A 25,822-nucleotide genomic window follows, 5' to 3' on the forward strand; every position below is an offset into this window, starting at 1 on the left:
AACGCGGCGCGGACGCACCGTGCCGCGACTAGTAAGGTCCGCGTACCGCCGCGTGGATGTGCTCGCGATACAGCTTGGCCAGACCCTGATGCACTTCCGCCGGCAGCGGCGGCAACGCGGCGGCGGCGGCATTGGCGCTGACCTGCGCCGGCGAGCTGGCGCCGGGAATGACGACGGACACCGCGTCCTGGTCGAGCAGCCAGCGCAGCGCCATCTGCGCCATCGTCATCGACGGCGGCACGAAGCCGGCCACCTGTTCGGCCAGCGCCACGCCGGTCGCGAATTCGATGCCGGCGAAGGTTTCGCCGACGTTGAATTGCTGGCCGTCGCGGTTGAAGTTGCGGTGGTCGTCGGCGCCGAACACGGTGTCGCGCGTCATCTTGCCGCTCAACAGGCCGCTCGCCAGCGGCAGCCGCACGATGATGCCCACGCCCTGGGCCCGCGCGCGCGGCAGCAATTCTTCAAGCGGCTTCTGGCGGAAGATATTGAAGATCACTTGCAGCGAAGTGAGACCTTCTTGTTCCAGGCACAGCAAGCCCTCCTCCACCGTCTCGACGCTGGCGCCGAAGCGGGCGATCATGCCGTCGTCGCGCATTTCGCGCAGCCAGTCGAAGATCTTCCCTTCGCGCAGCACGGCCGGCGGCACGCAGTGCAGCTGGGTCAGGTCGAGCTGGCGCACGCCGAGCCGCTCCATCGAGCGTTCGGTGGCGGCGCGCACGCTCTCGCGCGTGTAGCCGTCGGGATAGATGGCGCCGCGACCCACTTTGGTGGCCACGGTCAGGTCGTCGTGGTTAGCGAGGAACTGGCCGATCGAGCGCTCACTGGCGCCGTCACCGTAGACGTCGGCCGTGTCGATGAAGCGCAGGCCGGATTGATAGGCTTGCTCGAGGATGGCCTGCGCCACGTCGTTGTTCCAGTCCTTGCCCCAACCGCCGCCCAGCTGCCAGCAGCCGAGGCCAATTTCCGGCACTGTCAAGCCATCGTGTCCTAGTGATCGAGCGTGCATAAATGTCTCCTTTTATTGTTTTCAGGGTCGTCGGGTGAGGACGGAATCGCAATCAGCCGACGATGCGCAGCGAATAATCGGTCGCCCGCACATCCTTGGTCAGGCTGCCGACCGAGATGCGGTCGACGCCCGTTTCGGCGATGGCGCGCACGGTGGCGAAGTTGATGCCGCCGGACGCTTCGAGTAGCGCGCGGCCGGCGTTCAGCGCGACGGCCGCGCGCAGCATGGCGAGATCGAAGTTATCGAGCAGCACCGACACCGCGCCCGCCGCCAGCGCCTCTTCCAGCTCGGCCAGGCTTTCGACTTCGACCTGGATCGACACGCCGGCGTCCAGTTTCGCCGCCGCGGCCAGGGCCGCCGTGATGCCGCCGGCCGCCGCGATATGGTTTTCCTTAATCAGGATACCGTCGTACAGCGCCAGGCGCTGGTTCTGGCCACCGCCGACGCGCACCGCATACTTCTGCGCCAGGCGCAAACCGGGCAGGGTCTTGCGCGTGTCGAGTATCGCGGCCGAAGTGCCGGCCACCAGGTCGACGTAGCGCCGCGTTGCGCTGGCCACGCCCGACAGCAGTTGCAGGAAGTTGAGCGCGCCGCGTTCGGCCGTCAGCAGCGCGCGCGCCGGGCCCTGTATGGTGCAGACGACGCTGTCGGCCGTCATCGCGTCGCCCTCGGCGTAATGCCAGTCGATGGCGATGCCGGCGTGGACGCACAGCATGACGCCCTCGAACCACGGCGCGCCGCACAGCACCGCGTCTTCGCGCACGATCACGCGGGCGATGGCGCGGCCTTCCGGCACCAGCTTGCCCGTGACGTCGCCGCTGCCCACGTCTTCCAGCAGCGCCACCAGCAGGTTGGCCTCGAAGGCGGCCTTCAAGGGCGCGTCGAACGGCGCGAAGGTATTGAGCAGAGTACTCATCATGCCGGACCGATACCGGTGAACAGTTTTGCTTCCTGCGCCAGGTCGGGACCCGGCTGCACATGGACTTTTTTCGCGGCCGCGAAATCGAGCATGCGGTTGATCGAGCGCACCGCCGCCTTGCCGGTGTCGGCGTCGACGTGGATTTCGTTGCCCATGTTTTCCAGCACGTCGGCCAGGTTCTGCAAGCCGTTCATCGCCATCCACGGGCAGTGCGCGCAGCTCTTGCAGGTGGCGCTGTTGCCGGCCGTCGGCGCTTCGATGAAGCGCTTGGTCGGCGCGGCCGCGCGCATCTTGTGCAGGATGCCGTTGTCGGTGGCGACGATGAAGGTGTCGGCGTCCGATTCGACGGCCGCGTTGATGATCTGCGTGGTCGAGCCGACGACGTCGGCCAGCGCCACCACATTGGCCGGCGACTCTGGATGGACCAGCACTTTCGCGTTGGGATATTCGGCCTTCAGCAGCTCGAGTTCCGTGGCCTTGAATTCGTCGTGGACCAGGCAGGAGCCCTGCCACAGCAGCATGTCGGCGCCGGTTTTCTTTTGGATGTAGGAGCCCAGGTGCTTGTCCGGCGCCCACAGGATTTTTTTGCCCTGCGCGTGCAGGTGGGCCACGATATCGAGGCCGATCGACGACGTCACCATCCAGTCGGCGCGCGCCTTGACGGCGGCGCTGGTGTTGGCGTAGACGACCACCGTGCGGTCCGGGTGGGCGTCGCAGAAGGCCGCGAATTCGTCGGCCGGACAGCCCAGGTCGAGCGAACAGGTAGCGTCCAGGTCGGGCATCAGGATGCGTTTTTCGGGACTAAGGATCTTGGCCGTTTCGCCCATGAAGCGCACGCCGGCGACCACCAGGGTCTGGGCCGGATGGTCGCGGCCGAAGCGCGCCATTTCCAGCGAATCGGAGACGCAGCCGCCGGTTTCCTCGGCCAGGTCCTGCAGGTCGGCGTCGACGTAGTAGTGCGCGACGAGCACCGCTTCGCGCTCCTTGAGCAGGCGTTTGATTTTTTCTTTGAGGGCGGTTTTTTCAGCCGGCGACGGCGTCGCGGGGGTGCGCGCCCAGGCCAGTGCGGTGCAACTGGCGCCGTCTTGTGGATGTTCGTACTCGACGGGTTTGATCTGTAAGATTTGCATGATGTTCGGTGGCGAAACTACGGAAGCGACACTATCTCATATTGCGGCCATCCTTGCCCGGCGCCGCCGGGGCGCAGGGCAAGGACGCTAGAACCATCGGGATTTAATCGATGCCCTGGCTGGTCAGGTAGTCTTCATAATTGCCGCGGAAATCGATGATCTCGTTTTCCTTGATTTCGATGATGCGGTTGGCCAGCGACGACACGAACTCGCGGTCGTGCGACACGAACACCAGGGTGCCCGCGTATTTTTCCAGCGCCACGTTGAGCGACTCGATGGACTCCATGTCCATGTGGTTGGTCGGCTCGTCCATCAGCAGCACGTTGTGCCGGCCCAGCATCAGCTTACCGTACATCATGCGGCCTTTCTCGCCGCCGGACAGCACCTTGACCGACTTCTTCACCTCGTCGCCGCCGAACAGCAGACGGCCCAGGATGGAGCGCACGGCCTGGTCGTCGTCGCCCTCCTTGGTCCATTTGCCCATCCACTCGGCCAGCGGAGTATCGGCCGCGAATTCCTCGGTCGGATCCTGCGGCATGTAGCCGACGTTGGCGTTTTCCGCCCACTTGATGCGGCCCTGGTCCGGGTGCAGCTTGGCGATGTCGTCGCCGGCGATACAGCGCAGCATGGTGGTCTTGCCGACGCCGTTGGCGCCGATGATGGCGATGCGCTCGCCCGCTTCGACCATGATGCTGAAGTTCTTGAACAACGGGCGGTCGTAGGTTTTCGAGATGTTCTCGACTTCCACGGCCAGGCGGTGCAGCTTCTTCTCGCCGTCGAAACGGACGAAGGGATAGGCGCGCGACGACGGCTTGATGTCGTCGACCTTGATCTTCTCGATCTGCTTGGCGCGCGACGTGGCCTGGCGCGCCTTCGATTTGTTGGCGGCGAAGCGGCGCACGAAGTCCTGCAGTTCGGCGACCTTCTCCTTGGCCTTGGCGTTGTTCGACAGCTGCTGGTTGCGGGCCTGGGTCGACGCGAACATATACTCGTCGTAGTTGCCCGGGTAGATCTTCAGCGTGCCGTAATCCATGTCGGCGACGTGGGTGCAGACCTGGTTGAGGAAGTGGCGATCGTGCGAAATGATAATCATGGTGGAGTTGCGCTCGTTGAGCACATCTTCCAGCCAGCGGATGGTGTTGATGTCGAGGTTGTTGGTCGGCTCGTCGAGCAGCAGGATGTCGGGATTCGAGAACAGCGCCTGCGCCAGCAGCACGCGCAGCTTCCAGCCCGGCGACACGTTGCTCATCGGTCCCTGGTGCAGCTCGATGGCCACGCCGGCGCCCAGCAGCAGTTCGCCGGCGCGCGATTCGGCCGTGTAGCCGTCGTATTCGGAGACCTTGCCTTCGAGTTCGGCGGCGGCCATGTAGTCGTCGTCGGTCGCCTCGGGGTTGGCGTAGATGGCGTCGCGCTGCTGCATGGCGGCCCACATTTCGGTGTGGCCCATCATGACCACGTCGAGCACGCGCATGTCTTCAAACGCGAACTGGTCCTGGCGCAGCTTGCCGAGCCGTTCATTGGTGTCGAGCATCACGGTGCCGCCGGACGAATCGAGGTCGCCGCCGAGGATTTTCATGAAGGTCGACTTGCCGCAGCCGTTGGCGCCGATCAGGCCATAGCGGTTGCCATCGCCGAATTTGACGGAGATGTTTTCAAACAGCGGCTTGGCGCCGAATTGCATGGTGATGTTTGCTGTACTTAGCATTTACGATTTCGATGTATTTAGAGTGAAAACAGGCGCTTGTAGGCGAATTTTCGATTATATCATTCACACACAAAACTACTGTATATGACATACTAAAACAATGACTTAGCGCTGTATATTAAACGGATCGCACTCTTGCGGGCGCCACTGCCATGCAATTCAAGGCAAAGTTTCTAAGTGCTATGAGGGGTCTAGGCAAACCTCGATATACCATGATTGAGCGTATGACTTCCGCTCCGTTACATTGGTCTCTAACCCGGTCATGGTCATCGCGCCCTCCCCGATCCATAGGACCACGGCATCGCGTATCGGTGGTGCTCAGCGCCGCCGATGCGCATCTATGGCTCGACCACAACTTATCGCCAGCGCAGGCCGAGGAACTGGCCCGCAGTGCGGCGCTGGGCGTCGATGAGTTCGACTGGTTCAAGGTGTCGACGGAGGTGAATCGCGCCGGCACCGACGGGCCGCAACTGGTTATGCCGCTACCGGCATAGGCACTGCCACCGGATCCGGACCCCAGTGCGAACCGCCGCCGAAGCGCACGGCGACGAAAAATGCTTCGGCCTCGCAGATATCCACGCCGTTCTGCCGCAGCATCTCGCGCAGCACCTTGTCAGCCGTCTCGCGGTCAACCTCGTGCGAGGTGTACAGCCAGTCGTGGATCGTGCCTGACTTGCGGGCCCGGTTGCCCAGCAGCTCGAAGGCAATCGGCACGCGCGGCACGCTGCAAAAATCCGTGGTGAAGCCGGCCGGTACCGTCACCACGCGGCCCAGTACCTCGGACATGAAGCCCAGCGGCGCCGTCAGTTGCCACTTCCCGGACTCATCGTCTTCGATCAGGTCCACCGATAAGTTTCCGATCCAGCTCATTTTGACGACTCCCCAAGTAAGGCGCCGCACAGGTCGCGCAGCGCTGGGATGATTTGCGGATTGCGCAGCGCGGCAGCCCTGAGCGACATCGGCGCGCTGACCAGGCTGGCCAACGGCGCTGCCGAGATCGGCCTCGACCTGATCAAAGCAACGAAGGACGTCAAGCCGGACGATCAGGCGCCGACGCCGGTGCAGATCCTGATCGGCGTGAAGGACGCAGCGCGGCCGCGTACGGCGTGCCGCAGGCGTCGGCCGTCCAGACGCGAATATTCTCGTCTTCGGCCGCGCGCATGGAGACTGCGGCGGCCGCGGCGTAGCCGTTGACGGCCTGCTGCATGCTGGCGCAGCCGGTCAAGACGGCCAGCGCCAGGAGTACCAACCGCCTCATGGCGCCGGCCCGGCGGCCATCAACGCGCCGTTGAGCACGATCTGGCCGACGGTCAAGCCCAGCACGATGCGGTCGTGGTCGGCCGGCGCCAGGCCGGAGCCTTCCACGATCCGCAGCAGCGCCGGCAACGCCGTGCTAGCCAGTGCCTGCAGACTGCCCAGGTCGACCGCTGCGCCCGGTACGCACACGGCGCCGACAATCGGCACGGCCCGGCTCAGATCGGCGCCCACGGCTAGCGGCAGGTCTTCGAGCGCTGCCAGCGATGCTATGGTGATCTGCGCTGCCGGGCAAACTTGGGCGGCCAGTTGCTGCGGCGTCGGGCGCGGCGCGGCGCCGGTGGCGCAGCCGACCAGCATCACAGCGGCGGCTACCGACGCGAGAATCAGCAGCATGCCGGCATGGGCGAATCCAGCCTGCTTGCCGGCCGTAACCGGCGCGACGGCGCCCGGCGGGCCGGATGGCGGGAACAGGTCGCGCACGCCGTAACCGAGGAAGCCGCTCACCAGCGCCCAGATGGCGGCCGCGTTCGACGGCGGTGGGAAGTATGAAACGGCGGCGCCGGCGATGATGGCGAGCATGGAGAAGATTTGCACTGCACTTGGACGGCTCATGGTAATCACCTATGGTTGGTCAAACTGATGGAGGTCATGGGAATGCATGGTGGCGATGACTTTCACCGCGTAGTCGGGATCGGTGGCGTAGCCGGCGGCGGCCACCGCATGCGTCCAGCCCTCGCCGGTCGATTCTTTCCAGCAGGCGGCGTAGCGGGGATTAACCGAGAAGAACTTGGCGTGGTCATCGATGCACGCCTGGAAGTCGGGATACATGCGCCAGTTGGCCACCTGGAGCACATCCTTGCCGCCGATGTGCTCGGTGCTGGCCATCTGGTAGGTCGGCCCGTGCCATGCTGGATCGGCCTTAATGTTGAACAGGTTGTGCGCCATCAGCGCCGTGCGCGCCGTGCCCCAACCTGATTCCAGAGCCGCCTGGGCAATCGTGAAGCTGGCCGGGATCTTGGTCAGCGCCGCCGATGCGCGCGCCGCCGACCCGATCATGGCGATGAAGGCGGCCGGGCTCATTCCTGACCTCGACGGCGATGTTTTTTGAAGCGGTCGATGACCATGAAGATGATCTGCAATGCCACCAGCAGCAGCGTCAGGATCGTGACCCACTTCTCGATCGGAATGTCCAGTATTCCCGCTACCACGGTGTACACGAGGCCCGGAGATGCATTTGCCGCCACGCTGGCGGCAGTATCTGGCTGCGGAGTCATGCGCCAGCCTCCATTTTATTTTTCATGCGCCTCTTTCATAAAAAAACCCGCCGAAGCGGGTTTGTGGTGGGATGCTGGTGAATTAGGCGGGGCCTGTCAGCGCCGGCGCGCTGTGAATCAGTTCGCCATCGGCCCAGCTGTAGTCAGGCGCATAGAACCCGTCCGGCAGAGGTGGATCGACGATCTCGTACGCGCCGATCACGGTGAACGGCAGGTCGGCGCCGTCGCATACGAGACGGTCATCGAGCATATTGACCGCGGCAAACGGTCCGAACAGGCCGACAGAGGTTGAGACGATCATACGATCCCCACTCGTTGGATGGCGACGGACATCTCCGGCGCCTGGTTGAACGCGAGCCATGCGTTGGTGTCATCGGTGCCTTTGCAGCAGTGGCGCATGTCGCCGACCAGCGCGATTGGCTTGTTGAGCAACTCGACATAACTGGCAGGCTCGGCCCCGTAGTGGACGCTGAGCTTGCTGCCATCGGTCATCCCGGCAAAAGAAGTCCGAGGCGTCGTGGCGTACGAGCCAAGATTGTTGCGCGCCGTCTGCACCTTGGGATAGAGCGGGTCGGCCGACGACAGCGGCTGCGCATAATTAGCGACGGCGTTCGTTCGGCATTGTCCAAGGATTACCCAGGTGAGCGCACTGATGTACAGCAGCAACGTCCCTGTCGCAGATGTCACCTGCCAATACATACGCCGGAAAGCATTGCTGCACGCAATAGGAACCGCTGTAGGCGCTGCTGTAAAACCCTTGATAATGTTGCCAGTGCTGTAGATGGACGGACCAGAACCTGTGTCCGAAAAGGCACTGAATTCGGTGATAAACCTACCGTTGCTGTCGGTTCCGGAAGTGGCGGTATAGATCGGGCTGGCTGAGAACGCCACGTTGTAATTGCCGGCAGAGACAACCCCTCCAGCGCTGATGGTTGTCACGGCAGTTGACAGCGCGACCTGCGCGCTGAATGCCGGCAATGTCCCTGTCATGGTCAGCGATACGCCGACGGCCGTTGTGTTGATGCATACGATGCCCCAAACTGTCGCCCAAAGTTGCGCCATCGAGAAGCTGTCGGTCGTCGTGCACGCAGTCGAGGCGCTGGATCCCGGGCTTTGCGCGGATCCGGACACTGAGAAGCCTTTCGCGGTGAGGGCTGTGGCACTAATCGTCACGACCGCGAATGTCGTTGCCGACCAGACGATCAGCGCCGGCGGCCCGACAGTCGTATTCGCCTGCTCTGCGCCGAGGGTCGGTGTCGTCCCAGACACCGTAGCCGCGATCGTGCGGATCGACGTGGTGCCGTTCATATAGCCCAGGACGTAGGTGCTTCCCACCACGATCTGCTCCACGATTCGGGCGCAGGTCGCGCCCAGCGTCGTCGACACCACGCCCCCCGGCGTGATCGTCGTGCCGCTGGTGATCGTCAGCACGACGCTTTGCAGTGCCGTAGTGCCGTCCTGAATCGACTGAACCAGAACCTTGCCGGAACTGACAAGCACCCCGGCGACGGTGGCGTCCACACCGGTCGTCGACAGGGTGGCGCGCAGCAGAACTGGCGCACCGAACGTATTGGCGCCGGCGTCATAGACGACAGCGTGCAGCGATGTGCCGTAGATCAGCAGCAGGGTGTGAGTCGAATCCAGCGTGATCGCACGGATCCAGGTACCGCCACTGCCGCCGCATGCTGAGGCCAGGGTGACCGAGCCAAGTGCGAGCGTGCCCACCGGTTGGAGGCCGCTGACGGCCCATGAGCCGGCCAAGGTTGAGTTGTCCAGCAGCCCCACCAGAGCGGTCGTGAAAGGCTGCAAGAAACCGAGGTTTGCCCCGGTCTTGTTTTGAATCTGGATGTCGTAACCGGAGGACCCGTTATTTTTGATCTGCTGCTGATAGGGGCCGACCAGCAGCGTCGTGGCGTCAGGCTCGACAACGGCGAGGCCCGACAGGCCGGGATCCAGCGACAGCAGGTGGGGGCTGGCGTTCGTCAGCACCAAGTTGGCGGACATACCAGAGGTATACGAACCACCGAGGCTGCCCGGCACGTAGGCGGGGCCGGACACGCTCACCGTCCAGGCCGCGCTGGTGCCCGAACCTTGGGTCATCGTGACGCTGATCGTCAGGTCGCCAGTGGTGGAATTGTAGGCCGTGATGTCGCCAAACATCCAGTTCGATGCCGACGCCGTGATAGCCGCTTTGACGCTGGCGCCAACGGCGAAAGACTTACCAGTCTGCACATTGAGCGTGACAGATCCAGTTGCGATCGGCGCGCTCGTTGTACTGGAGGCGCTCGTGCCCGGCGCCGACAGCGCCGTGGCGGCGGCGGCGGCGGCGGCCGTCGACGAAGCGGCGGCCCCTTGCGATGCAATTAGGCCGATATTGACGTCATGCATCACGTCGCTCAGCATAGGTAATAATCGCGTCTGGAAGCCGCCGTTGCCCATGCCCGTGCTCGGGTCATCGTCGTCCGTGTACGTGTCGCCATTTGCGATGACGGTAGTGGTCATTGAAGTTCCTTGATCTCGTAGGCTTTGGTGGTGGTATTGAATACGGGGAGTTGCAGCGGATTGAGCACTTGGAAGCGGCCAAGGTATTGGCGGCGCTGCGCGTGGACGGTATCATCGGGGTCGTGGACCCAAAACACTTCCTGATCGATGCCTGCCTGGCGATCCATATCAAAGGCAGATGCGAAGCCCTCGTCTTCGCTCATGTAGTCGATCGTGAATTTCGTCACGCGGTACGGCACGCGGCGACCAAAGTATTCGGCGCCGCCGAGCGCGGCCTGCACGTCGGTCTTGGTTTCCCATCCAATCGACAGGCCGAACGATGGATTCGTGGCCGGCTGCCACGCTGGACCGATGAAGACGCGGCCGGCTTGGATGAAACCTGCCGGATTCCCGCCGTCGTCGATTTCAAGGCGCCAATATTGAGCGACTACCGTCTGCGGCAGGATGACCGTGAGCGTCGCGTATTGGCCCGCCAACTGGTCGAGGCTGTTGCGACCAGACCACCAGCGGGAGTCCTCCCATGGCAAGGTGCCGTACGGGTAGATGGCAGGCCACACGCGCACCCAGCCGGTATCGAACAGCGTCGTTGCATAGCCAGGGTCGTTGCTGCAGCGAAGGCGATATTTCCCGTAGATCGTGATGTTGTGATTTGGTAGCGCGAAGACCCGTGCGGATACCTGTTTCGGGAATGCGATATCGAAACGCGTGCTGCTCAAGTTCAGATTGGTGCTGCGCGCAACCTCCCCTAGCGAGCGAGTTTGAAGGTTAGCCAGCGGAAGCGTTGCGACGAACGAGCCGCCAGTGATGGCGGCCGTGTCAATTCGGTTAGGAAAACCGATCATGCAATTTGCCATCTTATCCCCAGACAGTCAGAATGATTTGGCGGGTGGCCAGCTGATATGTGATGCCGATCAGACGGAACAATTTCCCGCCATTGAGTCCAAAACGGTTGACCGTCAACTGGATGACGTCGAGGAAAACCAGCGGCGTTGCCGGCATCTGGTCGACTGAGATCGGCACGTCAAAGATGTCGCGGCGGACCTTTTGCAGAGCCAGCTGTCGCGATGCCTCAGTGGTGGCCGCAGCCTGGTCGACGAGCAGGCCGTCGACAACGATCTCGGTGGCCAGTTTGAATTGCTGCTTGATCGTCGCGTCCAACTGAATGGCGGTCGCGTTCGGGAGCGCCAGACGGCTTACCGTTGCCGCCGGCACTGAACCGGCGAGATCGGTCTGTACCGTCCAGATTTTTGCGTAGTTGGTCGTGACCTTCCAGGCTGGAATATTGCTGTCGCGCGCGGCGCGGCGCTCGATGTTCTCGCTGAAGTCGTAATCAAACAAGCTCAGCTTTGGCACGCCTGAAGGATTCGTCAGCACGCCCATGCGGAGCACGCCGGCCGGGTCGAAGCCGTACCATGCGCCGATGCTGGCCGAGACCTGATCCATGACCGACTGGAACGTCGTAGTGCCGTCGATGAACACGCCGACGGTGGCGCTGTTGATTGCGTCCATCGCGGCGACGTCGGTAGAAGATATCTCGACCGAAGTAAGGCCGGCAGCGACTCCGAGAAGCGCGAGGATCTGCGCGACAGTGCGCTTGGCGATGGTGGCGCCCTGCACTACGTCGGCCGTGACCGTCCCAGCAGGTTGCGATCCGGTTTGAAAATAGCCTAGCGCCAGGCAGGTATTATAAGTACCTGCCGTGGGGCCGCTGAACTGCAAGGAATCGACGGTCGCATAGTCTGCGCCGAACGTAAGCAGTGAGCCGCGGTCATAGACAGCATTGATCGCCGAGACCGGCCCATCGCTCACCTGATAAGTGAAGAACGACGTGTTGACCAACTTCGGCGAGATCGAGAACACGCTGCCGAAAATCTTCGGCTTGACCTGTCCCATCAAGTCGGCCGGTACACCCTCGACTCCGCGCGGCAGCGCGTTGTTACCGAGATAGGTATTGGTCAGCACCGGCTGCGTAAACATGAACTGCTTGTCGCGCAGCTTCAGGATCAACGTCTTCCAGTTCGCGTCGATGTTCTCGATTGTTCCCGAGAACAGCAACTTGAAGCCGGCCGGGTATGCGGCGCCGGGCTGGCCATTGCGAATCACCACTGGGCGACCATCGAAACCGTAATTCAACCAGCTATCGAATTGACCATCGGTGTTCGCCAGCGATATCTCGCCGACCTGCAGCTGGCCCTCGCCGCCGGTCGTGCCACCGCCGGAACTACCGCCGCCGGCCAATGGCGTCGTCGTCGACAGGTTCGCGTAAGCACTCACACCCAAGCTACCAGGATCGAGCAAGGCTGGCACGAATGAAATGTGCGCCGGCGTGTCGGCCGGACCAGTGGTGAAAGCGCCCTCGCTCACATAAAAGGTGCGCAGAGTGCCCGCCGCGTCGATAGCGGCCGTCAATTCAAGGACGATCATTGGCGCACCCGCATTGCGCGATCGATCTTTGCCTGCGCAGTCAACATGGCATCGCCCTGCTCCGCCATTTGGGCCGCCAAGGCCGCGATTTGGATCTTGTCGGCCTTCGAGCTTTCGAGCAGTTGGCTCAGAAGCTTGACGACAGCGGGATCGGTCGCTGACGACTTCGGCGTGAACATGCCGGCCGTCTGCGCGGCAGGATAAACCTGAGCTGGCTGCGCGAAGTCGATGAGCTCGGGACCATTCTCACCGACCAGCGATGGTCCGCTGGCCGTACCGCCGTTTGCGTGCGAATGCATCGCCAAATATTCAGGAGAGTTCATGAAGTACTGCGCCAAGCTAGCCGTACTGGCGCCGCCGTTGATGGCATTCTCATAAAAGGCCAGGCCGTCAGCATCTGGTGCGCGGTTGAGATATTGCTGATACAGCGACGTAATGACGCTGTCCTCGGCGCCCTTCGACGGTAACCCGGTCGGCGCCGTGCCGGCCTTCGTTGCAGCGGCCGTTTGCACCGCCGTGCTTAAGTCGAGAATGGCCTGCTGCAGTTTGGCGAAACCATCGTCCAGGGTGGTATTAATGGTGATCAGACCCGTTACCTGTGCCGTCATCTTGTCGAGCTGCTGCTGCTCGACATCGATCTGCTGGCCGGTGGCGTTATAGAGGCGCGTCAGGTCGCCCTGCACTTTCGCTGCATCAGCGGCGTATTGCGCATTCGTCGCGTTATAGGCCTTGTCGGCCGTCAGGTAAGCCGTCGCCACCTGGCTGAGCTGGCCCTGCGCCGTCGTGTCGCCACCATTCGCTGCAGCGAGCGTCGAATCGTAGGTCGCCTTTGCCGCCGCCAGCTTGGCCGCCGGCGACAGCGTCGACAGATCGCCCTGCGTAAGCGAGGTTTTCAGGTCAGTGATATTTTGCTGGAACGACTTCAGGCCATTGATTACGCCTTGCATCGCACTCTCTTGGCTTTGATAGGCGGACGTCAGCGCATTCTGCTTGGAGGTGACATCAGCGGCTGCTTGCGCGGCCCACAGCTGCTTGGTCAGATCCTGCATGGCTGGGCTCAGCAGTTGCAGGGCAGCAAGGTGTTGCTGTTCCAGAACAGCTGCCGCGCCGGCTGCGTTACCCGTTGCGGCGTACAGTTGAGCCTGGAGGGATAGCATATTATTCGAGGCGGTCGCGGCCGCCTGCGCATTCCAGGTGGCCTGAGTTGCAGCGGCGAGTGCCGGCGAGAGGCCGGCAAGTGCTGCAGCGTGCTGCTGTTGAAGGACGGCGGCCGCGCCGGCTGCGTCGCCCGTGGCGGCGTAGAGTTGGCCTTGCTGGTCAAGAATTGCGCTGGCTTCGGCGGTGGCTTTCGACTGGGCGTCAGCGGCAGCTTGCGCGGCCCACAGTTGCTGCGTCAGCGCCGCCGTCGCCGGCGAAAGACTTTGCAGGGCAATCAGGTGCTGCTTTTGGAGGACCGTCGCTGCGCCGGCCGCATCGCCAGTCGCAGCATAAATCTGCGATTGCAGATCCAGCTGGTTGTTCATGTCGGTCATGTCGCCGTAGGCCTGAACAAATGCCGGCGCCAGTTGCATGAGCGAAGCGTAGGTTTGCTGACCCGACAGCGTCGTCAAGTTCAGGCTATCGACGATCTTCTCAAAGCCCGCCTTGGTATCAACCCCGGTATAGCCCAGTGACGCCATCGCTTTATCGACGGCTGTGACCACTGGCGCCAATTGCTGAGCTTGCGACTGGAAGTTCTGGACGTAGAACGTGGTGTTGGTATTAAGCTGGCTCAAGCCGCCCGACAGCGTAATCAGCTGCGCGCGCGTTGCCTCCGATGCTAGGCCGACGGCTCCGAACGCTGTCGTGGCATCCTTCCCCATCGATTCGGCCACGGCATTCGTGCTGGTAAATTCAGAAGTCACGCGCGCCAGCGCCGCGCTAGTTGCCTCGGTGGGCTGCTTCAATGCTGCCAGATCTTCAAGCGTGACCTGCGCGCCGAAGACGGCCACGCTGGACGTTTGCAGCGCGGTACGGAATTTAAGCAGTTGCTCGACCTCCGTGGCCAACTGGTCTTGCGTGCCGACGAAACCGGCTTCGAGCTTGGACAGACCGGGTTGCACGGCGTCGAGAATCGTGTTGATGTGGTCCTTGAAGACCGCATCCAACTGTCCGCTGGCGTTCTGGTCCGTGCCTTCAGCGCCAAGGCTTGCGGTCGTGTAGACGTGCCCTTGCAGCGCGCCTTTCACATTCGCTTTCTCGCCGGTGGTCAACAGGCTTGCAATGGCATCATCCGAGGTCGCCACGTTCGTCATCAGCGAGGTGACCGCCGCCGAATCCGCCGGCGACCAGAAGCTGGCGGACACGCCGAACGTGCCAAGCGCCGATGTCGCACCAGCGCCGTTCGCGCCAGGGCTGCCGGCTGCCGAGTTCAAATACGCCGTGCCGCTCTGTCCCTGATTACCACGCCCATTGATGTTGATGTTTCCGGGCGTGTTGTCGTCGGCGAAGGTCAGGCCGGTGTTTTGCTCGGGTCCGGCGCCGCCCATAAGGAAGCTGCCGATCAGGATAGCGGCAGCAGCAACCCAGCCGTAAGGACCCATTGTCGAGGCATCGGCTGCGGCGGCATCAGCGCCGCCTTCCGCTGCACCGCCGGCAAGAGCGGCGCCACCTTCCGCAGCGCCTCCAGCAAGTACAGCGCCGCCGGCGGCCTCCCCACCAGCCACGCCGGCGGCGGCTGCCTCACCACCCAACGTCGCAGCCGAGCCGGCGGCCGCCGAGCTACCAACTGTCGCAGCTCCCGTCGACCAACCTTGTGACGCGATCAGCGCACCGAGAGAATCGCCGCCGGACAAGCCCACAATATTCGCCGCCGCCACCGAAGTCGGAGCGACCGCCGTGGTACCAGCCAACCAGGCGCCAATGCTCCCCGAGCCTGTCGCGGTTAGCGCAGCATACGCCGACTTCGCAGTGTTCGCGGCGCTGATTAGGCTACTGATTCCGCCGAGGGTCGAGCCAGCTGATGCGCTCGCCTGCGGTGCGGAAGGATTCAGAATCGATGCGACGGTACTGGCAATTGGCTGCAGGATCGGCTGCAGGACCATTTTCGCGAAAGCCGTCTCCATGTCGGTGACGAGCTTCTTCCAGCCCTTGCCGCCGCCGTCGATGATCGCCGACGTGAGGTCGCTGGAAATTTCGGTCGAGACGTGTTTCCAGGCGTCGGATGCTTTTTTTGCGGCATCCGCGTTGGCCTGAGTTACGGCGTTCGATGCCATGACCGTGCCGAGCTGCTGCTGGGCCGCGATCTGGGCAAGAAGGTCTACATAAATTTTTTCGTAAATGGCATGTACATCGCTCAAAGGGTCGATCTGATCGAGAATCGCATTCAGTTCCTTTGCCTGCTCTTGAAGAGCGACCTCCCCTTGATCGGCTTGTGACGCTTTCAGCTGGTCAACTTGCTCCTTGGTTTTGCCGATTTCCAGGCCGCGCTGCTGTTCTTTGGCGATCTGGTCAGTGATGCTCTGGAGGTTGGTATCGTCAGCCTTCTGGATGGCGTCCATCATCGCTTGGTTGTCGGCGTGGTTGTCGACCGTTACCGCGTTGGCGCCCTGCTGCAAGGCCACTTTGATTTCATCCTTCAACTGCCCCATGCGGTCAATGTGATCCTGTTTCTGCTGTGCCGTGAGCCCTGCCATACCGGCGAGACGCGCTTGGTCGGCCGCTTTCGACTCCAGATCATTGACCTTGATGTTGGTGGCCTGCTCGTCGTACTGCTGCTTTGAAATCTGGCCCAGCTTCTGCATCGTCGCAATCTGGTCGAGTGCCGCGCTCGATCCAATGTTGTTGAGCGCCTCCTGATTGCTGATCTGCTCCGAGGTAGCTGCGCGCTGGTCGGCGCTGAGGCCGGCGTAGGCGGCTTGCAATTGCTTGGCCAACTCAATGCCGCGCTGCGTTTTCTCGTCGGAGTCAGGCGCTGATTTCAGCACTGTCTGCTCATCTTTGATGTTTTGGATCTGTGTCAACTGGGATTTGTTGACCTCCTTGATCGCAGCGTTTTTCTTGTCAGCAACCACTTGCGCTGCGGCGCCTTCCGCCACAGTGGCTGCCGTCGATTCTTTTTGCGTCTTGATGTAGTTTGCAAGGTCGGCCTCATCTGCCTTCGTATCGAAGCCGTCCGCCTTGCGCTCGTCGATATGATCCTGCAGCGCATTGACGGTTTTCTCATACGGGCTCATCGTTCCCGACAGATTTTTTTTCAGCTGGTCCCATACACGCGACAAGGACGCTGCCAACGTGTTGTTGGCAGCGGCCAGATCTGTAGTATTTTTTGTTTGATCCGGCAAAAATGCGCTCAACTTTTGGGCCAGCTCCAGCTGGGCCTGCTGCTTCTGGCCGAGATTCACCAGCGTAGCAATATGGTCGATATCGGCCTGAGTCAGGAAGTGCATCGACTTGTTCAGCTCCTCCGCCCCTTGCAATGGATCCGCGAACAAGCTCACGAGCACCGGCGCAATATCACCGATATCCTGCTTGGTCGATTTGGCGAAATTGTTGGCGAGTCCAGCCACCACGCCCAATGCCTGGCCTCCGATTTGCCCGGACGACACAAGCGCAGTGACGATCTGTTCGGACATGCCGATGGTGACCTGGCCTGTTTTCGTCAACTCCTGTTCGAGTAAGACAATGCTTTCGCGTGTTTGACCCGAGTAGTTGTTCGTCGCCAGCATGGCGTTGTTCAGGTTTGCGAAATCTTGCTGGCCTGCGGACAGTGTTGCGGCGGCGGCGCCAATGGCCACGACCCCCAACGTAATTGGATTGAGCAGCAACTCCAAAGCGTTCGCGCGCTGCGCAAGAAGCAGGAAGCTGCCCGGCATACGCGAGAAATTTCCGCTCAGCGCCTCCCGGCCCAACACGATCAGCTCGCGCGTCGCGCCGGCCGAAGCAAGCGAGAATCCGGATGCGGATTTGCCGGATTTTTCAAAGCCATCGACGCCGGCCGTCTCCATCAGCTTGCCGGTCTTGCTGATCTCGTCTTCGAGTCCCTGAAATGCTTTGATAGCAGCCGGCGACACCGAATTGCCCATCGATTTTTGTAAATTGGCCAGGTCGGACTGCAACGAGCGCATCTTCGTGCCGAGAGGGTCGTACTTGTCGAGGATTTTTTGCGTGTCAGCCGACAGCGCGACGGCAGCGCCGCCAGCGCCCTTCATCGATGCATCGACGCCGGCCATGTTCTGCTGCCAGTTGCGTGACGCAGCGGTGTTTTGCGCGATGGAGTTACCCAAGCGGGTTTGCGCCGCCGTGCCTACGTTGGCGGCCACAGCCACCTCCTCGATGGCAGCCGCTTCAGCCTGCGATGCTGCGACCATGTCTCGGATGCGGGCGGTAGCCGATGCTTCCGCGTCCGCAAGTTGCGTGATAGCGGCAGCCTGCGCGCGAGTGGCGCTGGATCCGACGTCAAACGAGCTAGTTATAGCCTCTTGAGCGCTGCGCATGGCGTTGAGGCGCGCTACCAAGGCGTCCGCCTCAGAGCCAACGCCGTTCAAGGTCGCCTTATGCAGCAACAGCTCCTGACTCGTCATGCCGAACGTGGCGATTTCATCCTGCAACGATTTAATAAGGCGAGCGCCTGCATCGGTTGCTTGGGCCGTACCAGCAGTGACACCGGCCCAGGAATTGATTATTGTCTGCGCCGAGCTTTGCACCGCGCCGGCGGCTTCGCTCATATTCGCTTTCAAGCCATCCGTGTTCGCAGATAGATTGATGACGAGCTGGCCGGCTGTTACGGTACTTGGCATGAGATTTTCCTAACGTCTCTATTCAGAGACCTTGTTGGGGTTATTCCAGACTGCGAGCGACGCACGCTCCATGGACTGGACGTCGACGATGATGTCGCGCCTGTTTTTTTTCTTGATACCGACAGCCTCAAAGGCGATCGGGAAAGCGCCGTATTCGAGGCCTTCCCTCCGCGACGTCATGCCGCCAGTCCAGCGCCATTGCGTGGCCATTGATAGAAATACCAATAAGGCTTTCCAGTTCTCTTGGTAGACCTCGAATTTCTGGGGCTCGCTGTCGGCGATATCGACCCAGCCCTCTGCATCACCGATATCGATGCCGAAGGCTGCAAGGTCGCTGACAGCCGCTGCGCCATCATCTTTACCGCCGCGCGCCCAAAACGCGGCGGCATCTTTCAGTTTTTTGCGCGTGCGCCCGTCGCGATCTCGTTCAGGGCAGTATTGAGTGCGCGCAGCAAGGCGAAGCCGTTTGGTCCGCGCGCGCCGGCCAGCAGGTTTTCGCGAGTGAACTCGATGGGCTGCTTGTCCTCGTCGACGACGGATTTCCAGCCGGTCATCATCTTCATGATGTTGTCGACGGAGGCGGCTTTCCAGGCGTTCGGGCCTGGCGTCGAGTCCTCCGTAGGGATCGCAGCGTCGGCGATCAGCGCCTCGCGCTCGTCATCACTGAGGCGCTTGAAAATGCCAGAGAATTCGAATTGGGTAATCTTGCCGTTGTTGGTCGGAACATCGACCTTGACCGGCCAGGTGATGGTTTTATCTGCTTCGGATTTGAGGATGAACATGGTGTTACCTTTCGCGGGATTAAAAACATGCCCGTGTCTGGTCCGCCGGCCCCGCGAAGGGCGGGGCGGACCAGATCGGTGCGAGGGATGGCTTGCGCCAGATATCAGAGGAAGGAAATCGTCATTTCATCATTGCCGTTGGCGGGGATCATGTCGGCCTTGGTGGTCAGCATCGTGATGCCGTCCTTGTCCGCGTAGGCCGGCGTGGTCAGCTGTACGCTCGGCGCGTCGATCTTCACTTTGTTGCCGGTCACCGTGCCTTGCGTGACCGAGAACGGGCCCAGCACCACGTTTTTGATCTGGGTCCACCAGTCCTTGGCGCTCACGGTTGTAGCTTCCATGGTGATCGAGCCACTGACCTTGCGGTCCGTGATAATCACGCTTTCAGTGCCGCCGACCAGCGACCGGAACACGACGTTGTTGCCGAAGTCGAACGACATGTCGCTGCCGACGGCGCCGGCGAAGCCCGCCACCACCAAACCGGTCGTATTGCGGTTGTTGACGGCCAGTGGCGCTTTGAAGCCCGTCAGCGTGACGCCCGGCGAGCTGCCGTCGGCCACATCGACATACAGGCCCGAGAACGTGAAGCTAAACATCGGGATCGCCTGGGCGGTCATCTTGATTTGCACGGTCCCGCGGGCGCCCAGCAGCTTGTGGACGACGGTATCAACGACGCAGGTGATCGTGGTGGATTCGTAGCCGATGGAGATCGGCTGGTACACCACCTGCGCCGGGATCGAGTAGGTCGTCGTGACGTCGGCGGCGACAGCCAGGGGCGCGGTGAAGGTGGCAACCTTGGTCGCGCCGACGTACGTCGCGATCACGGGGCTGGCGCCGCTGTCGGCGCCGCCGGTCAGATTGATCGTCATCCCGTTGTAAGCACCGTCGATGGCCGAGGCGGACACGCCCAGCGTGATGCTGGAGATGCTGCCGGCCGTGGCCGTGCCGGTGGATGCGGTCGCCAGAATGGTCTCGGACAAGCCGCAGGCGCGCAACAGTGGGCCGTAAGCCGGCGCGGTACCGGCAGTACCGGAGCCGGCCATTTCAACGTCGAAGGCCAGCTTCGCGTAGATTGCCGCGAGCACCGATGGGTTGTTGCCCAGATAGGATTTGATGTTATTACGCTCGACGAGCGTCATTTCCATCGGCGAGACGGTCAGGTTGCTCATCAGGATGGCGTTGGCGCCGCCGGTCGGCGTTGCGTCCGTGCCGTAGGTCGTTTCGATTTTCGCCAAAATGGCGCGCTTGCGGGTCAAAAGAGGCATGATTACTCCGTGGTGGTGGTGGGTTTGTCAGCCGGCGCAACCGACTCAACAGGCGTAAAAAAACCCGCCGTAGCGGGTTGGTTCGGTGCGTCTGACGCGGGCGGCGCGTAGTCAGTTCTGGAAATGAGCTTGCGTTCGCCGGTCGCCGGATCGATGGCGTAGCTGCCGCCGACACCACTATTTAAGTCGTTCATGCCGTGCTCTCCTGGACGCGATATTTGATTTGGTAGGCCACGCGGGTGATGCCGGCGGCAGGGTTTTCAACGTCGATGGCGCGCTGAATTTGCTTCACGTTCAAGTCGACAACGAAATCGGACAGGCCGAGCTGGCGGTCCGCGTACAGCGCTTCGTGCGCGGCCTTGCGCGTCGGCTCAGGCGCCAACTTAGGGTTCTCGCCGTCGGCACCAATCAGTAGGTCGAAATTGAGGTTCCAGTAAATGAAGCCCTGGCCGAACACGTTGTCTGCCAATTCGTCACCGATATCGATCACGATGCATGGCTTGTTCTCGAATCCGTACAGCGAGTCGGTGTCGTCGCGGACCGTAAGGCCGGCGGCGGCGAGGATGGCCTCAATGCGCGCCGCGATGATTTCGGTCTGAGTCATCAAGTTTCCCGGTAGTGAATTTTGAATTTCGAATGCGTGAAGTAGATGCGCGTCTCGCTGTCGTAGCTGTCCGCGTTGTTCAGGCCGAAGCAGTCGTCTACCTGGATGCCGTTCACCGTCACGTTGCGAGTGCGGTCAAGCGCACGCGAAACGGCAAGGACAATGGCCGCCGCCTCCAGGCGCGTCCGCGACCAGGTCGAAACCTGCAATATCGCCCAGCAAATACCTGGATTCGATGTCGATCCGACGCTGTTGCCGTCATCGACCTTTTGGTACGTCACCGACGGATAGGTCGGGTTGTCCGGCATCACATCCTGATAAAGCCGCCCGGCAATCAGCGTGGTCAGCGCGGTCGACCGCGACAGCAGGCCGCGCACCGCGATGTATTCGTTCATGCGAGGTCCGATTCGAGATTGGCACTGATGGTGGCGACGACCATGTCGATGGCGTCCTGCGCGCGCTCGCGCAACGCTGGCGCCATGTATGGGTATGCCGGCGTGTTGCTGGTCGATGCCGCGCGCTGTGCAGCGCGACTGCGGCGGCCGCCTTTGAGCGCTTCGCCAAGTTTGCGGTTGATGTGTCCCTGTTCCACCCACAATGCGTAAAAGGCCGATTGAGCGCCGAACTTGTCCGACTGCTTGGCTGTAAGTGAGCCGGCCACCACATTAAAGACGACGCGTGTTGGCGAGCCGCGACGCGACGTCGTGCGGATCGATGCCTTCAGTGCGCCCGTCAACTCATTCGGGCCGCCGGCCCCTTCGAAGTTCGCCCGGGCCTGGTCACGGATCAGGTTGGCGCCTTGTCGTAGCCCCGACCGGAGGCTGCCGATCACCAGCCGCTCCGGTAACGCGTTGAGGCGCCCGATCACTTCGTTGAGGCCGTCAAGCTTCAAGTCAGCCATTATTCATCCCCTCCGAGCACGACAATTGCAGCGATTCATGCCGCTCGTCGGCATCGATCGAGGCATGAATATTGAACACCCGCGCGCCGTAAAGGATGCGGTTCTTAGTCATCGCCAACGGATCGGCGAACTGAGCTTGGTAGCGGATCAGCACCAGGTGCGTCACCTCGTGCAGGGTGGCCTGCGCCTTGATGCGCTCGCGGCCCGATAGCGAGCCGACGTCGGCCCACACCGTGGCGATGGTCGACCAGTCGGCGGGATCGGGCTGGCCCAGCGCGTCCTGCGTTCCCGCTGGCGCCTGTATCTGCACGCGATGACGCATTCCACCGGCGCGCATTAGTAGATGTCCGAGATGTACGGGTCGAGCAAGCCATCGACGTACGGCAGCGCCTCGATCTTGCCGCGCGCCAGAATCGCCACCTCTTCCCGATTTTCGAAGATCGACCCGAGCCGCAGCAGCATCCACGAGCGGATGCCCTCGGGCACGATGCCGATGTAGCCGCGACCTGTGCCGGCATCAGCGAAGGCCACTGCGGCGCCCGTCGCGTCCAGCAACGTGTACTGGCCTGCGCTGGGCGTGCTGTCAATCGTATAGATCGCTTCGGGGTTGAGTGCGACCGGCAGCGCGCCGCCCGAGTTATAGAACTGAACTTGCGCGCCCGGCAGCCAAGTGACCGGGCCGGTCACGCTGAATTGAGCGCCGCTGACAGGGAAAGTGACAGGTGACGCGAAGCCGACATCGTAGGTCACGAATACAGAGGCGATCTGCGGCATTGCGATGGGCCACACCTTGCCGAATGCAGGGGTAATGATCGCCGGCGTCAGCGCCGCGTTCACCACATAATCCGCTGGCGAGACCGTCTGCATGGTGCCGGCCATGTCGATGTACTGGATCGCGATGATATCGACCAGCGGTGAGCGCGGGAGGACGATGGCACTTGACGGCACGGCGCCGCGCGTGGACAGACTGGAGTTCCAGCAGTCCGAGCCGGGGAACGCGTTCAGCACCAGCTTGTAGCGCGCGTGCAGGAGTTGCAACTTGGTGCGCATCTCGGCAGCCTGGCGCGCCGCCGATATCAGCAGCCTCAGCTTGGCGTCGTCGTCGGTGTAGTCGATGCGCCGATCAAGGCGCGCCTCGGCGACATTGATGCACTCGCCCACCGGGGGAATAAGGCAGATTTCTGGCACGCTGGCTCCCGAGTAGCCCGGCACGTGGCCGGGCCGGATTACTTAAACCGCCTGGGTGACGGCGACCGGATTGAACGTGCCGGCCGGTGCATAGCGGGCGTTGTTGCCGAACAGCTCGGCCGACAACAGGGACGCCGCGTTACCGACCGTGACCGACAGCGCCACGAAGCCGAAGCCATTGTTCACATCCAGATCCTCACCGCGCGCCTCAATGGACACCAGCGTGTTGCTGCCGGCGGCGGCCAGCACCTGGGCGATAGCCTTGCCGGCGATATCCTTGGCGCCGGTGCCGGTGGCATCCTGTGCCTGGCGCAGCTTGGCGTCGATGGTGCCGGTAGCGGTCATCGCGCCAATGTTGATGAAGGCTGCGATGGAATGGAAGCTCGCCAACGGGAACCAGTTGACGGCGCCGGCGGCGGCCAGCACGGTGCTAGCGGCGGTGCTGGCCGGCGGGATCGCGGCGAGACGGGCGATGCGTTCGTTCAGTTTGATATTGGTATTCATGGGTGACTTTCTGAATGAGGTAGAAAAACCGGCGCGACGTGCGCCGGATTTGCAGGCGTCAGTCGCGCTCGATTAGCGCGCGCCCAGCAGCACGAACGGCGACAGCTTGTTGGCGCTCTTGGCGGGCGTGATCGGCGTCAGGATCTTGCTTTCGCCGTCCATGCGGAACGTGGTGCGGAACGCGGTGGCGTCGGCGTCGAAGTACAAGTGCATCGACGTCGCCAGTTCCATGCCGGCCGCCTTGGTGATGGTCTGGTAGTAGCTCAGATCGACCAGCATCACGTCGCCGGCGGAGCTGAACGCGTTGGCGTGCTGCGACACCATGATTGGACGGCCCAGCAGCGTGCCGTACGGGTTTCCCTGGATGCCACCGGTGAGGCCGCCCGATGGGATGTAGATCGGGTAATTACCCAGCGTCAGGGTGAACAATGCCGGCAACACGTCGTTGTTGATGATCCACACCGAGTTCGGGAAGGAGCCGGGCGGCAGGCGAGCGATCATATTCGCGAGGTTGAGCGCGGTGAGTGTGTTGGTCGATTGGCCCGTGTCTTTCGGCACGGTGACGGCGGCATTGCCGGCCAGGGCACCCAGCGGGACGCCGGCGCCGGAGCCGAACAGGATTGCTTCATTTGCTTTCCACATGACGGACATGCCGATTTTCTTCGGCAGGTACGAGGCCATCGCATTGCTGTCATCGAGCATTTCGTCGCTGACAGGGACGAGCGCCATCAGCTTTTTGAGGCGGAGGTTAGTCACGCCGAATACGGGCTTCGTTTGCTGACCCGCCGCTGCTTCATTTTGCCAGTAAGCGCGCACGCCATTGGTGCCCCATGGCGTGGTCTCATCTTTCGGGAAGGCCATGCCGTTGCCGCTCACGTTGACGTTGTCGGTCAGCGGCAGCAGTGCAGTGTCGGTCAGCGACAGTTGGAAAATCTCCTTGCCGAATTCCGGCGGGATCAGAAAGCCGCCGTCGGCGCCGTTGCTTTCATTTGCATAAGTTCCTGGGGCTGCGGCGTCGACGGTGAGCCGCTTATCGATGGCGTGGCCGTTCTGCTTTGCCGACTGGGCGCCGCGCACCGCCTTCATGAACTCGCCGGACGACTTGAAGCCGCCCCGCGGATCTTCGGAGCTGTTTTCCGAAACGCTCATGCGACCGTCGCCTGGGACGACAACGCCGGCAGCGACATCGGCCGCTTCCAGTTCCTCAGCGCGGCGGATACGGGCATCGAAGCCGCGCGCCTCAGCCATGTGGGCGTCGTATTGGACGCTTTCTTCAGCAGTCAGGTCGCGGCCGGCGGCCTCGGCGGCAGCATTCAATGCCGATGCTTTGCCGATGACGGCGGCTTTCTGTTGTTGCAGGAGACGTTTGTTCATTTTTTCTCTCTCGGAAATGAAAAAACCGCCACGAGGGCGGTTCGGAATTGCTGCTGGGTGCACATTCGACCGTTGGGCCGGGACGGCGACGACTCGAAGGAGCGGCTCCGGCGGGCCTGTGCAGGCCCAATTCGATGGATGATTTAGATGGATGCCATTTCGAGCTGACGGCGGCGGGCGGCGGCGCGGCGCGCGAAGTCATTGACTGGCTGCTGCGCCAGCAAGGCGGCAGCTTCCAGTTCCAATGACTCAGCCGGCTCGGCTGCGGAAAATTCGGTGAGTGATTCAGCCTTGGCGCCGGCGCCGGACTTGATCGCCTTTTTCATTTTCCCGACAACGTCGTCGAAGGAGCAGACGCCGTCGACCATGCCGGCCGCCAGCGCATCTGAGGCCAGCAGGCAGCGGCCCTGCCCCATGCCGTCGCGCACCGACGCAATCGCCGCGCCGCGACCCTTGGCGACAGCTTGCGTGAACGATGCGTAGTAGGCATCGACCTGGCTCTGGAGGAACGCCTGGCCTTCGGCGTCGAGCGGGCCCAGGCTATTGCCTTCGACCTTGTACTTGCCGGCCGAGACGAACGAGCACTTGTAGCCCTCCATCTCCAGCGCCGCCGACTCGTCGACATGCTGCATGTACACGCCGATGGAGCCGGCCTGGCCACCCGGCGTCATGAACAGCTGTGCGCACTGCGAGCCGGTCCAATAGGCTGCCGACGCACACAGTGAGTTGACGTAGCCGTAGATCGGCTTCGTCGAACGTGCCGAGAAGATGGCCGACGCCAGCTCGGCGGTGCCGAAGACGGAACCGCCAGGACTATCGATGTCGATGATGATGCCGGCGACACTGTCATCGGCCAGCGCTGCGTTGAGGGCGGAGGTAAATGCCTGCGTCGACGTGCCACCGCTACCGGAAATATCGTCTGCCATCGATGCCCGCTGCGACATCACGCCGTACAGGGGCAGCACGGCAATGTTGCCGCCGGCGGCGCTGGAAGACTTGGCGCGCGCGGCGCGGGCAGCCTGCGCGGCCTGAACGTCGGCCATGACCTCCGGAGTCGCGGCGGCGCCGGCCGACCAGCGGCGCAGCACGCCGGCGAATGTGGCCAGGTGCTGTTGGTCCATCGCCCAAGGCGTGTTGGCGAACGCCGCCAACAAAAGTGATCGTTTCATGTCACATCTCTCTTGGTCAAAAATCAAATGGGTAGCGCTCG

General features: G+C 62.3%; 27 protein-coding genes. 1 reads left to right on the forward strand and 26 read right to left on the reverse strand.

Features of this window, described 5'->3' with window-relative positions:
- Positions 1–28: 28 nt before the first annotated feature.
- The 4 genes from Q0S71_RS03755 to Q0S71_RS03770 form a co-directional block, all read right to left on the reverse strand.
- Entirely contained in the window at positions 29–1,006 is a 978-nt protein-coding gene (locus tag Q0S71_RS03755; protein WP_295991522.1) for an aldo/keto reductase, read from the reverse strand.
- Positions 1,007–1,058: 52 nt separating this feature from the next.
- Positions 1,059–1,922, reverse strand: coding sequence for a carboxylating nicotinate-nucleotide diphosphorylase (nadC, locus tag Q0S71_RS03760; RefSeq protein WP_295991760.1), 864 nt, complete (start codon positions 1,920–1,922; stop codon positions 1,059–1,061).
- The gene (gene nadA / locus Q0S71_RS03765; protein ID WP_295991525.1) at positions 1,922–3,055 is read right to left on the reverse strand and encodes a quinolinate synthase NadA; all 1,134 of its coding nucleotides are present in this window, start codon (positions 3,053–3,055) and stop codon (positions 1,922–1,924) included. Before nadA ends, nadC begins: the two co-directional genes overlap by 1 nt.
- A 103-nt stretch (positions 3,056–3,158) precedes the next feature.
- A complete protein-coding gene (locus Q0S71_RS03770) occupies positions 3,159–4,760 on the reverse strand; it encodes an ABC-F family ATPase (RefSeq protein ID WP_295991528.1) in 1,602 nt (533 codons plus the stop codon).
- 311 nt (positions 4,761–5,071) lie between these two features.
- On the opposite strand from Q0S71_RS03770, the gene Q0S71_RS03775 reads away from it, so the two are divergent.
- Positions 5,072–5,254, forward strand: coding sequence for a hypothetical protein (locus Q0S71_RS03775; protein WP_295991531.1), 183 nt, complete (start codon positions 5,072–5,074; stop codon positions 5,252–5,254).
- Here the strand turns inward: Q0S71_RS03775 and Q0S71_RS03780 are convergent.
- The 22 genes from Q0S71_RS03780 to Q0S71_RS03885 all read right to left on the reverse strand — a co-directional run bounded on the left by Q0S71_RS03780 (position 5,235) and on the right by Q0S71_RS03885 (position 25,808).
- A complete protein-coding gene (locus tag Q0S71_RS03780; protein ID WP_295991532.1) occupies positions 5,235–5,630 on the reverse strand; it encodes a DUF1353 domain-containing protein in 396 nt (131 codons plus the stop codon). The two genes, Q0S71_RS03775 and Q0S71_RS03780, sit on opposite strands and share 20 nt — an antisense overlap.
- 160 nt (positions 5,631–5,790) lie before the next feature.
- Complete coding sequence (locus tag Q0S71_RS03785) at positions 5,791–6,018, reverse strand: hypothetical protein (protein WP_295991536.1); 228 nt, start codon at positions 6,016–6,018, stop codon at positions 5,791–5,793.
- The gene (locus Q0S71_RS03790) at positions 6,015–6,629 is read right to left on the reverse strand and encodes a hypothetical protein (RefSeq protein ID WP_295991537.1); all 615 of its coding nucleotides are present in this window, start codon (positions 6,627–6,629) and stop codon (positions 6,015–6,017) included. The genes Q0S71_RS03785 and Q0S71_RS03790 overlap by 4 nt, the downstream gene beginning before the upstream one ends.
- A 9-nt stretch (positions 6,630–6,638) precedes the next feature.
- Positions 6,639–7,097 (reverse strand): glycoside hydrolase family 73 protein, encoded by a 459-nt coding sequence (locus Q0S71_RS03795; protein ID WP_295991540.1) that lies wholly within the window; start codon positions 7,095–7,097, stop codon positions 6,639–6,641.
- Positions 7,094–7,291 (reverse strand): hypothetical protein, encoded by a 198-nt coding sequence (locus Q0S71_RS03800; protein ID WP_295991543.1) that lies wholly within the window; start codon positions 7,289–7,291, stop codon positions 7,094–7,096. Before Q0S71_RS03800 ends, Q0S71_RS03795 begins: the two co-directional genes overlap by 4 nt.
- 82 nt (positions 7,292–7,373) lie before the next feature.
- Complete coding sequence (locus Q0S71_RS03805; RefSeq protein WP_295991546.1) at positions 7,374–7,592, reverse strand: hypothetical protein; 219 nt, start codon at positions 7,590–7,592, stop codon at positions 7,374–7,376.
- Positions 7,589–9,793, reverse strand: coding sequence for a hypothetical protein (locus Q0S71_RS03810; RefSeq protein ID WP_295991549.1), 2,205 nt, complete (start codon positions 9,791–9,793; stop codon positions 7,589–7,591). Before Q0S71_RS03810 ends, Q0S71_RS03805 begins: the two co-directional genes overlap by 4 nt.
- Positions 9,790–10,635, reverse strand: a complete 846-nt coding sequence (locus Q0S71_RS03815; RefSeq protein ID WP_295991552.1) for a hypothetical protein — start codon at positions 10,633–10,635, stop codon at positions 9,790–9,792. The genes Q0S71_RS03810 and Q0S71_RS03815 overlap by 4 nt, the downstream gene beginning before the upstream one ends.
- 13 nt (positions 10,636–10,648) lie before the next feature.
- Positions 10,649–12,217, reverse strand: a complete 1,569-nt coding sequence (locus tag Q0S71_RS03820; RefSeq protein WP_295991555.1) for a hypothetical protein — start codon at positions 12,215–12,217, stop codon at positions 10,649–10,651.
- The gene (locus tag Q0S71_RS03825; RefSeq protein ID WP_295991557.1) at positions 12,214–17,994 is read right to left on the reverse strand and encodes a DUF4214 domain-containing protein; all 5,781 of its coding nucleotides are present in this window, start codon (positions 17,992–17,994) and stop codon (positions 12,214–12,216) included. Before Q0S71_RS03825 ends, Q0S71_RS03820 begins: the two co-directional genes overlap by 4 nt.
- Before the next feature lie 18 nt (positions 17,995–18,012).
- Positions 18,013–18,390 (reverse strand): DUF1799 domain-containing protein, encoded by a 378-nt coding sequence (locus Q0S71_RS03830; protein ID WP_367185271.1) that lies wholly within the window; start codon positions 18,388–18,390, stop codon positions 18,013–18,015.
- Positions 18,387–18,776 (reverse strand): hypothetical protein, encoded by a 390-nt coding sequence (locus tag Q0S71_RS03835; protein ID WP_295991559.1) that lies wholly within the window; start codon positions 18,774–18,776, stop codon positions 18,387–18,389. Before Q0S71_RS03835 ends, Q0S71_RS03830 begins: the two co-directional genes overlap by 4 nt.
- Positions 18,777–18,880: 104 nt before the next feature.
- Positions 18,881–20,041, reverse strand: a complete 1,161-nt coding sequence (locus tag Q0S71_RS03840; RefSeq protein WP_295991562.1) for a hypothetical protein — start codon at positions 20,039–20,041, stop codon at positions 18,881–18,883.
- Between the two features lie 2 nt (positions 20,042–20,043).
- Entirely contained in the window at positions 20,044–20,235 is a 192-nt protein-coding gene (locus Q0S71_RS03845; protein ID WP_295991565.1) for a hypothetical protein, read from the reverse strand.
- The gene (locus Q0S71_RS03850) at positions 20,232–20,645 is read right to left on the reverse strand and encodes a hypothetical protein (RefSeq protein WP_295991567.1); all 414 of its coding nucleotides are present in this window, start codon (positions 20,643–20,645) and stop codon (positions 20,232–20,234) included. The genes Q0S71_RS03845 and Q0S71_RS03850 overlap by 4 nt, the downstream gene beginning before the upstream one ends.
- Positions 20,645–21,040 (reverse strand): DUF3168 domain-containing protein, encoded by a 396-nt coding sequence (locus Q0S71_RS03855; RefSeq protein ID WP_295991569.1) that lies wholly within the window; start codon positions 21,038–21,040, stop codon positions 20,645–20,647. Before Q0S71_RS03855 ends, Q0S71_RS03850 begins: the two co-directional genes overlap by 1 nt.
- Positions 21,037–21,546: a hypothetical protein gene (locus Q0S71_RS03860; protein ID WP_295991571.1), complete on the reverse strand. Its 510-nt coding sequence runs from the start codon at positions 21,544–21,546 to the stop codon at positions 21,037–21,039. The genes Q0S71_RS03855 and Q0S71_RS03860 overlap by 4 nt, the downstream gene beginning before the upstream one ends.
- On the reverse strand, positions 21,539–21,868 hold the full coding sequence (locus tag Q0S71_RS03865) for a phage head closure protein (RefSeq protein WP_295991574.1): 330 nt from the start codon (positions 21,866–21,868) through the stop codon (positions 21,539–21,541). The genes Q0S71_RS03860 and Q0S71_RS03865 overlap by 8 nt, the downstream gene beginning before the upstream one ends.
- A gap of 14 nt (positions 21,869–21,882) precedes the next feature.
- Positions 21,883–22,734 carry a phage head-tail connector protein gene (locus Q0S71_RS03870; RefSeq protein WP_295991577.1) on the reverse strand — a complete coding sequence of 284 codons (852 nt, stop codon included), beginning with the start codon at positions 22,732–22,734 and terminating at the stop codon, positions 21,883–21,885.
- 42 nt (positions 22,735–22,776) lie between these two features.
- Positions 22,777–23,238: a hypothetical protein gene (locus Q0S71_RS03875; protein ID WP_295991581.1), complete on the reverse strand. Its 462-nt coding sequence runs from the start codon at positions 23,236–23,238 to the stop codon at positions 22,777–22,779.
- Between the two features lie 72 nt (positions 23,239–23,310).
- Positions 23,311–24,612, reverse strand: a complete 1,302-nt coding sequence (locus Q0S71_RS03880) for a phage major capsid protein (protein WP_295991583.1) — start codon at positions 24,610–24,612, stop codon at positions 23,311–23,313.
- A 143-nt stretch (positions 24,613–24,755) separates the two neighbouring features.
- Positions 24,756–25,808: a S49 family peptidase gene (locus Q0S71_RS03885; protein WP_295991584.1), complete on the reverse strand. Its 1,053-nt coding sequence runs from the start codon at positions 25,806–25,808 to the stop codon at positions 24,756–24,758.
- Positions 25,809–25,822 lie beyond the last annotated feature (14 nt).

The organism is Rugamonas sp., assembly GCF_025354735.1.
GTDB lineage: Bacteria > Pseudomonadota > Gammaproteobacteria > Burkholderiales > Burkholderiaceae_D > Rugamonas.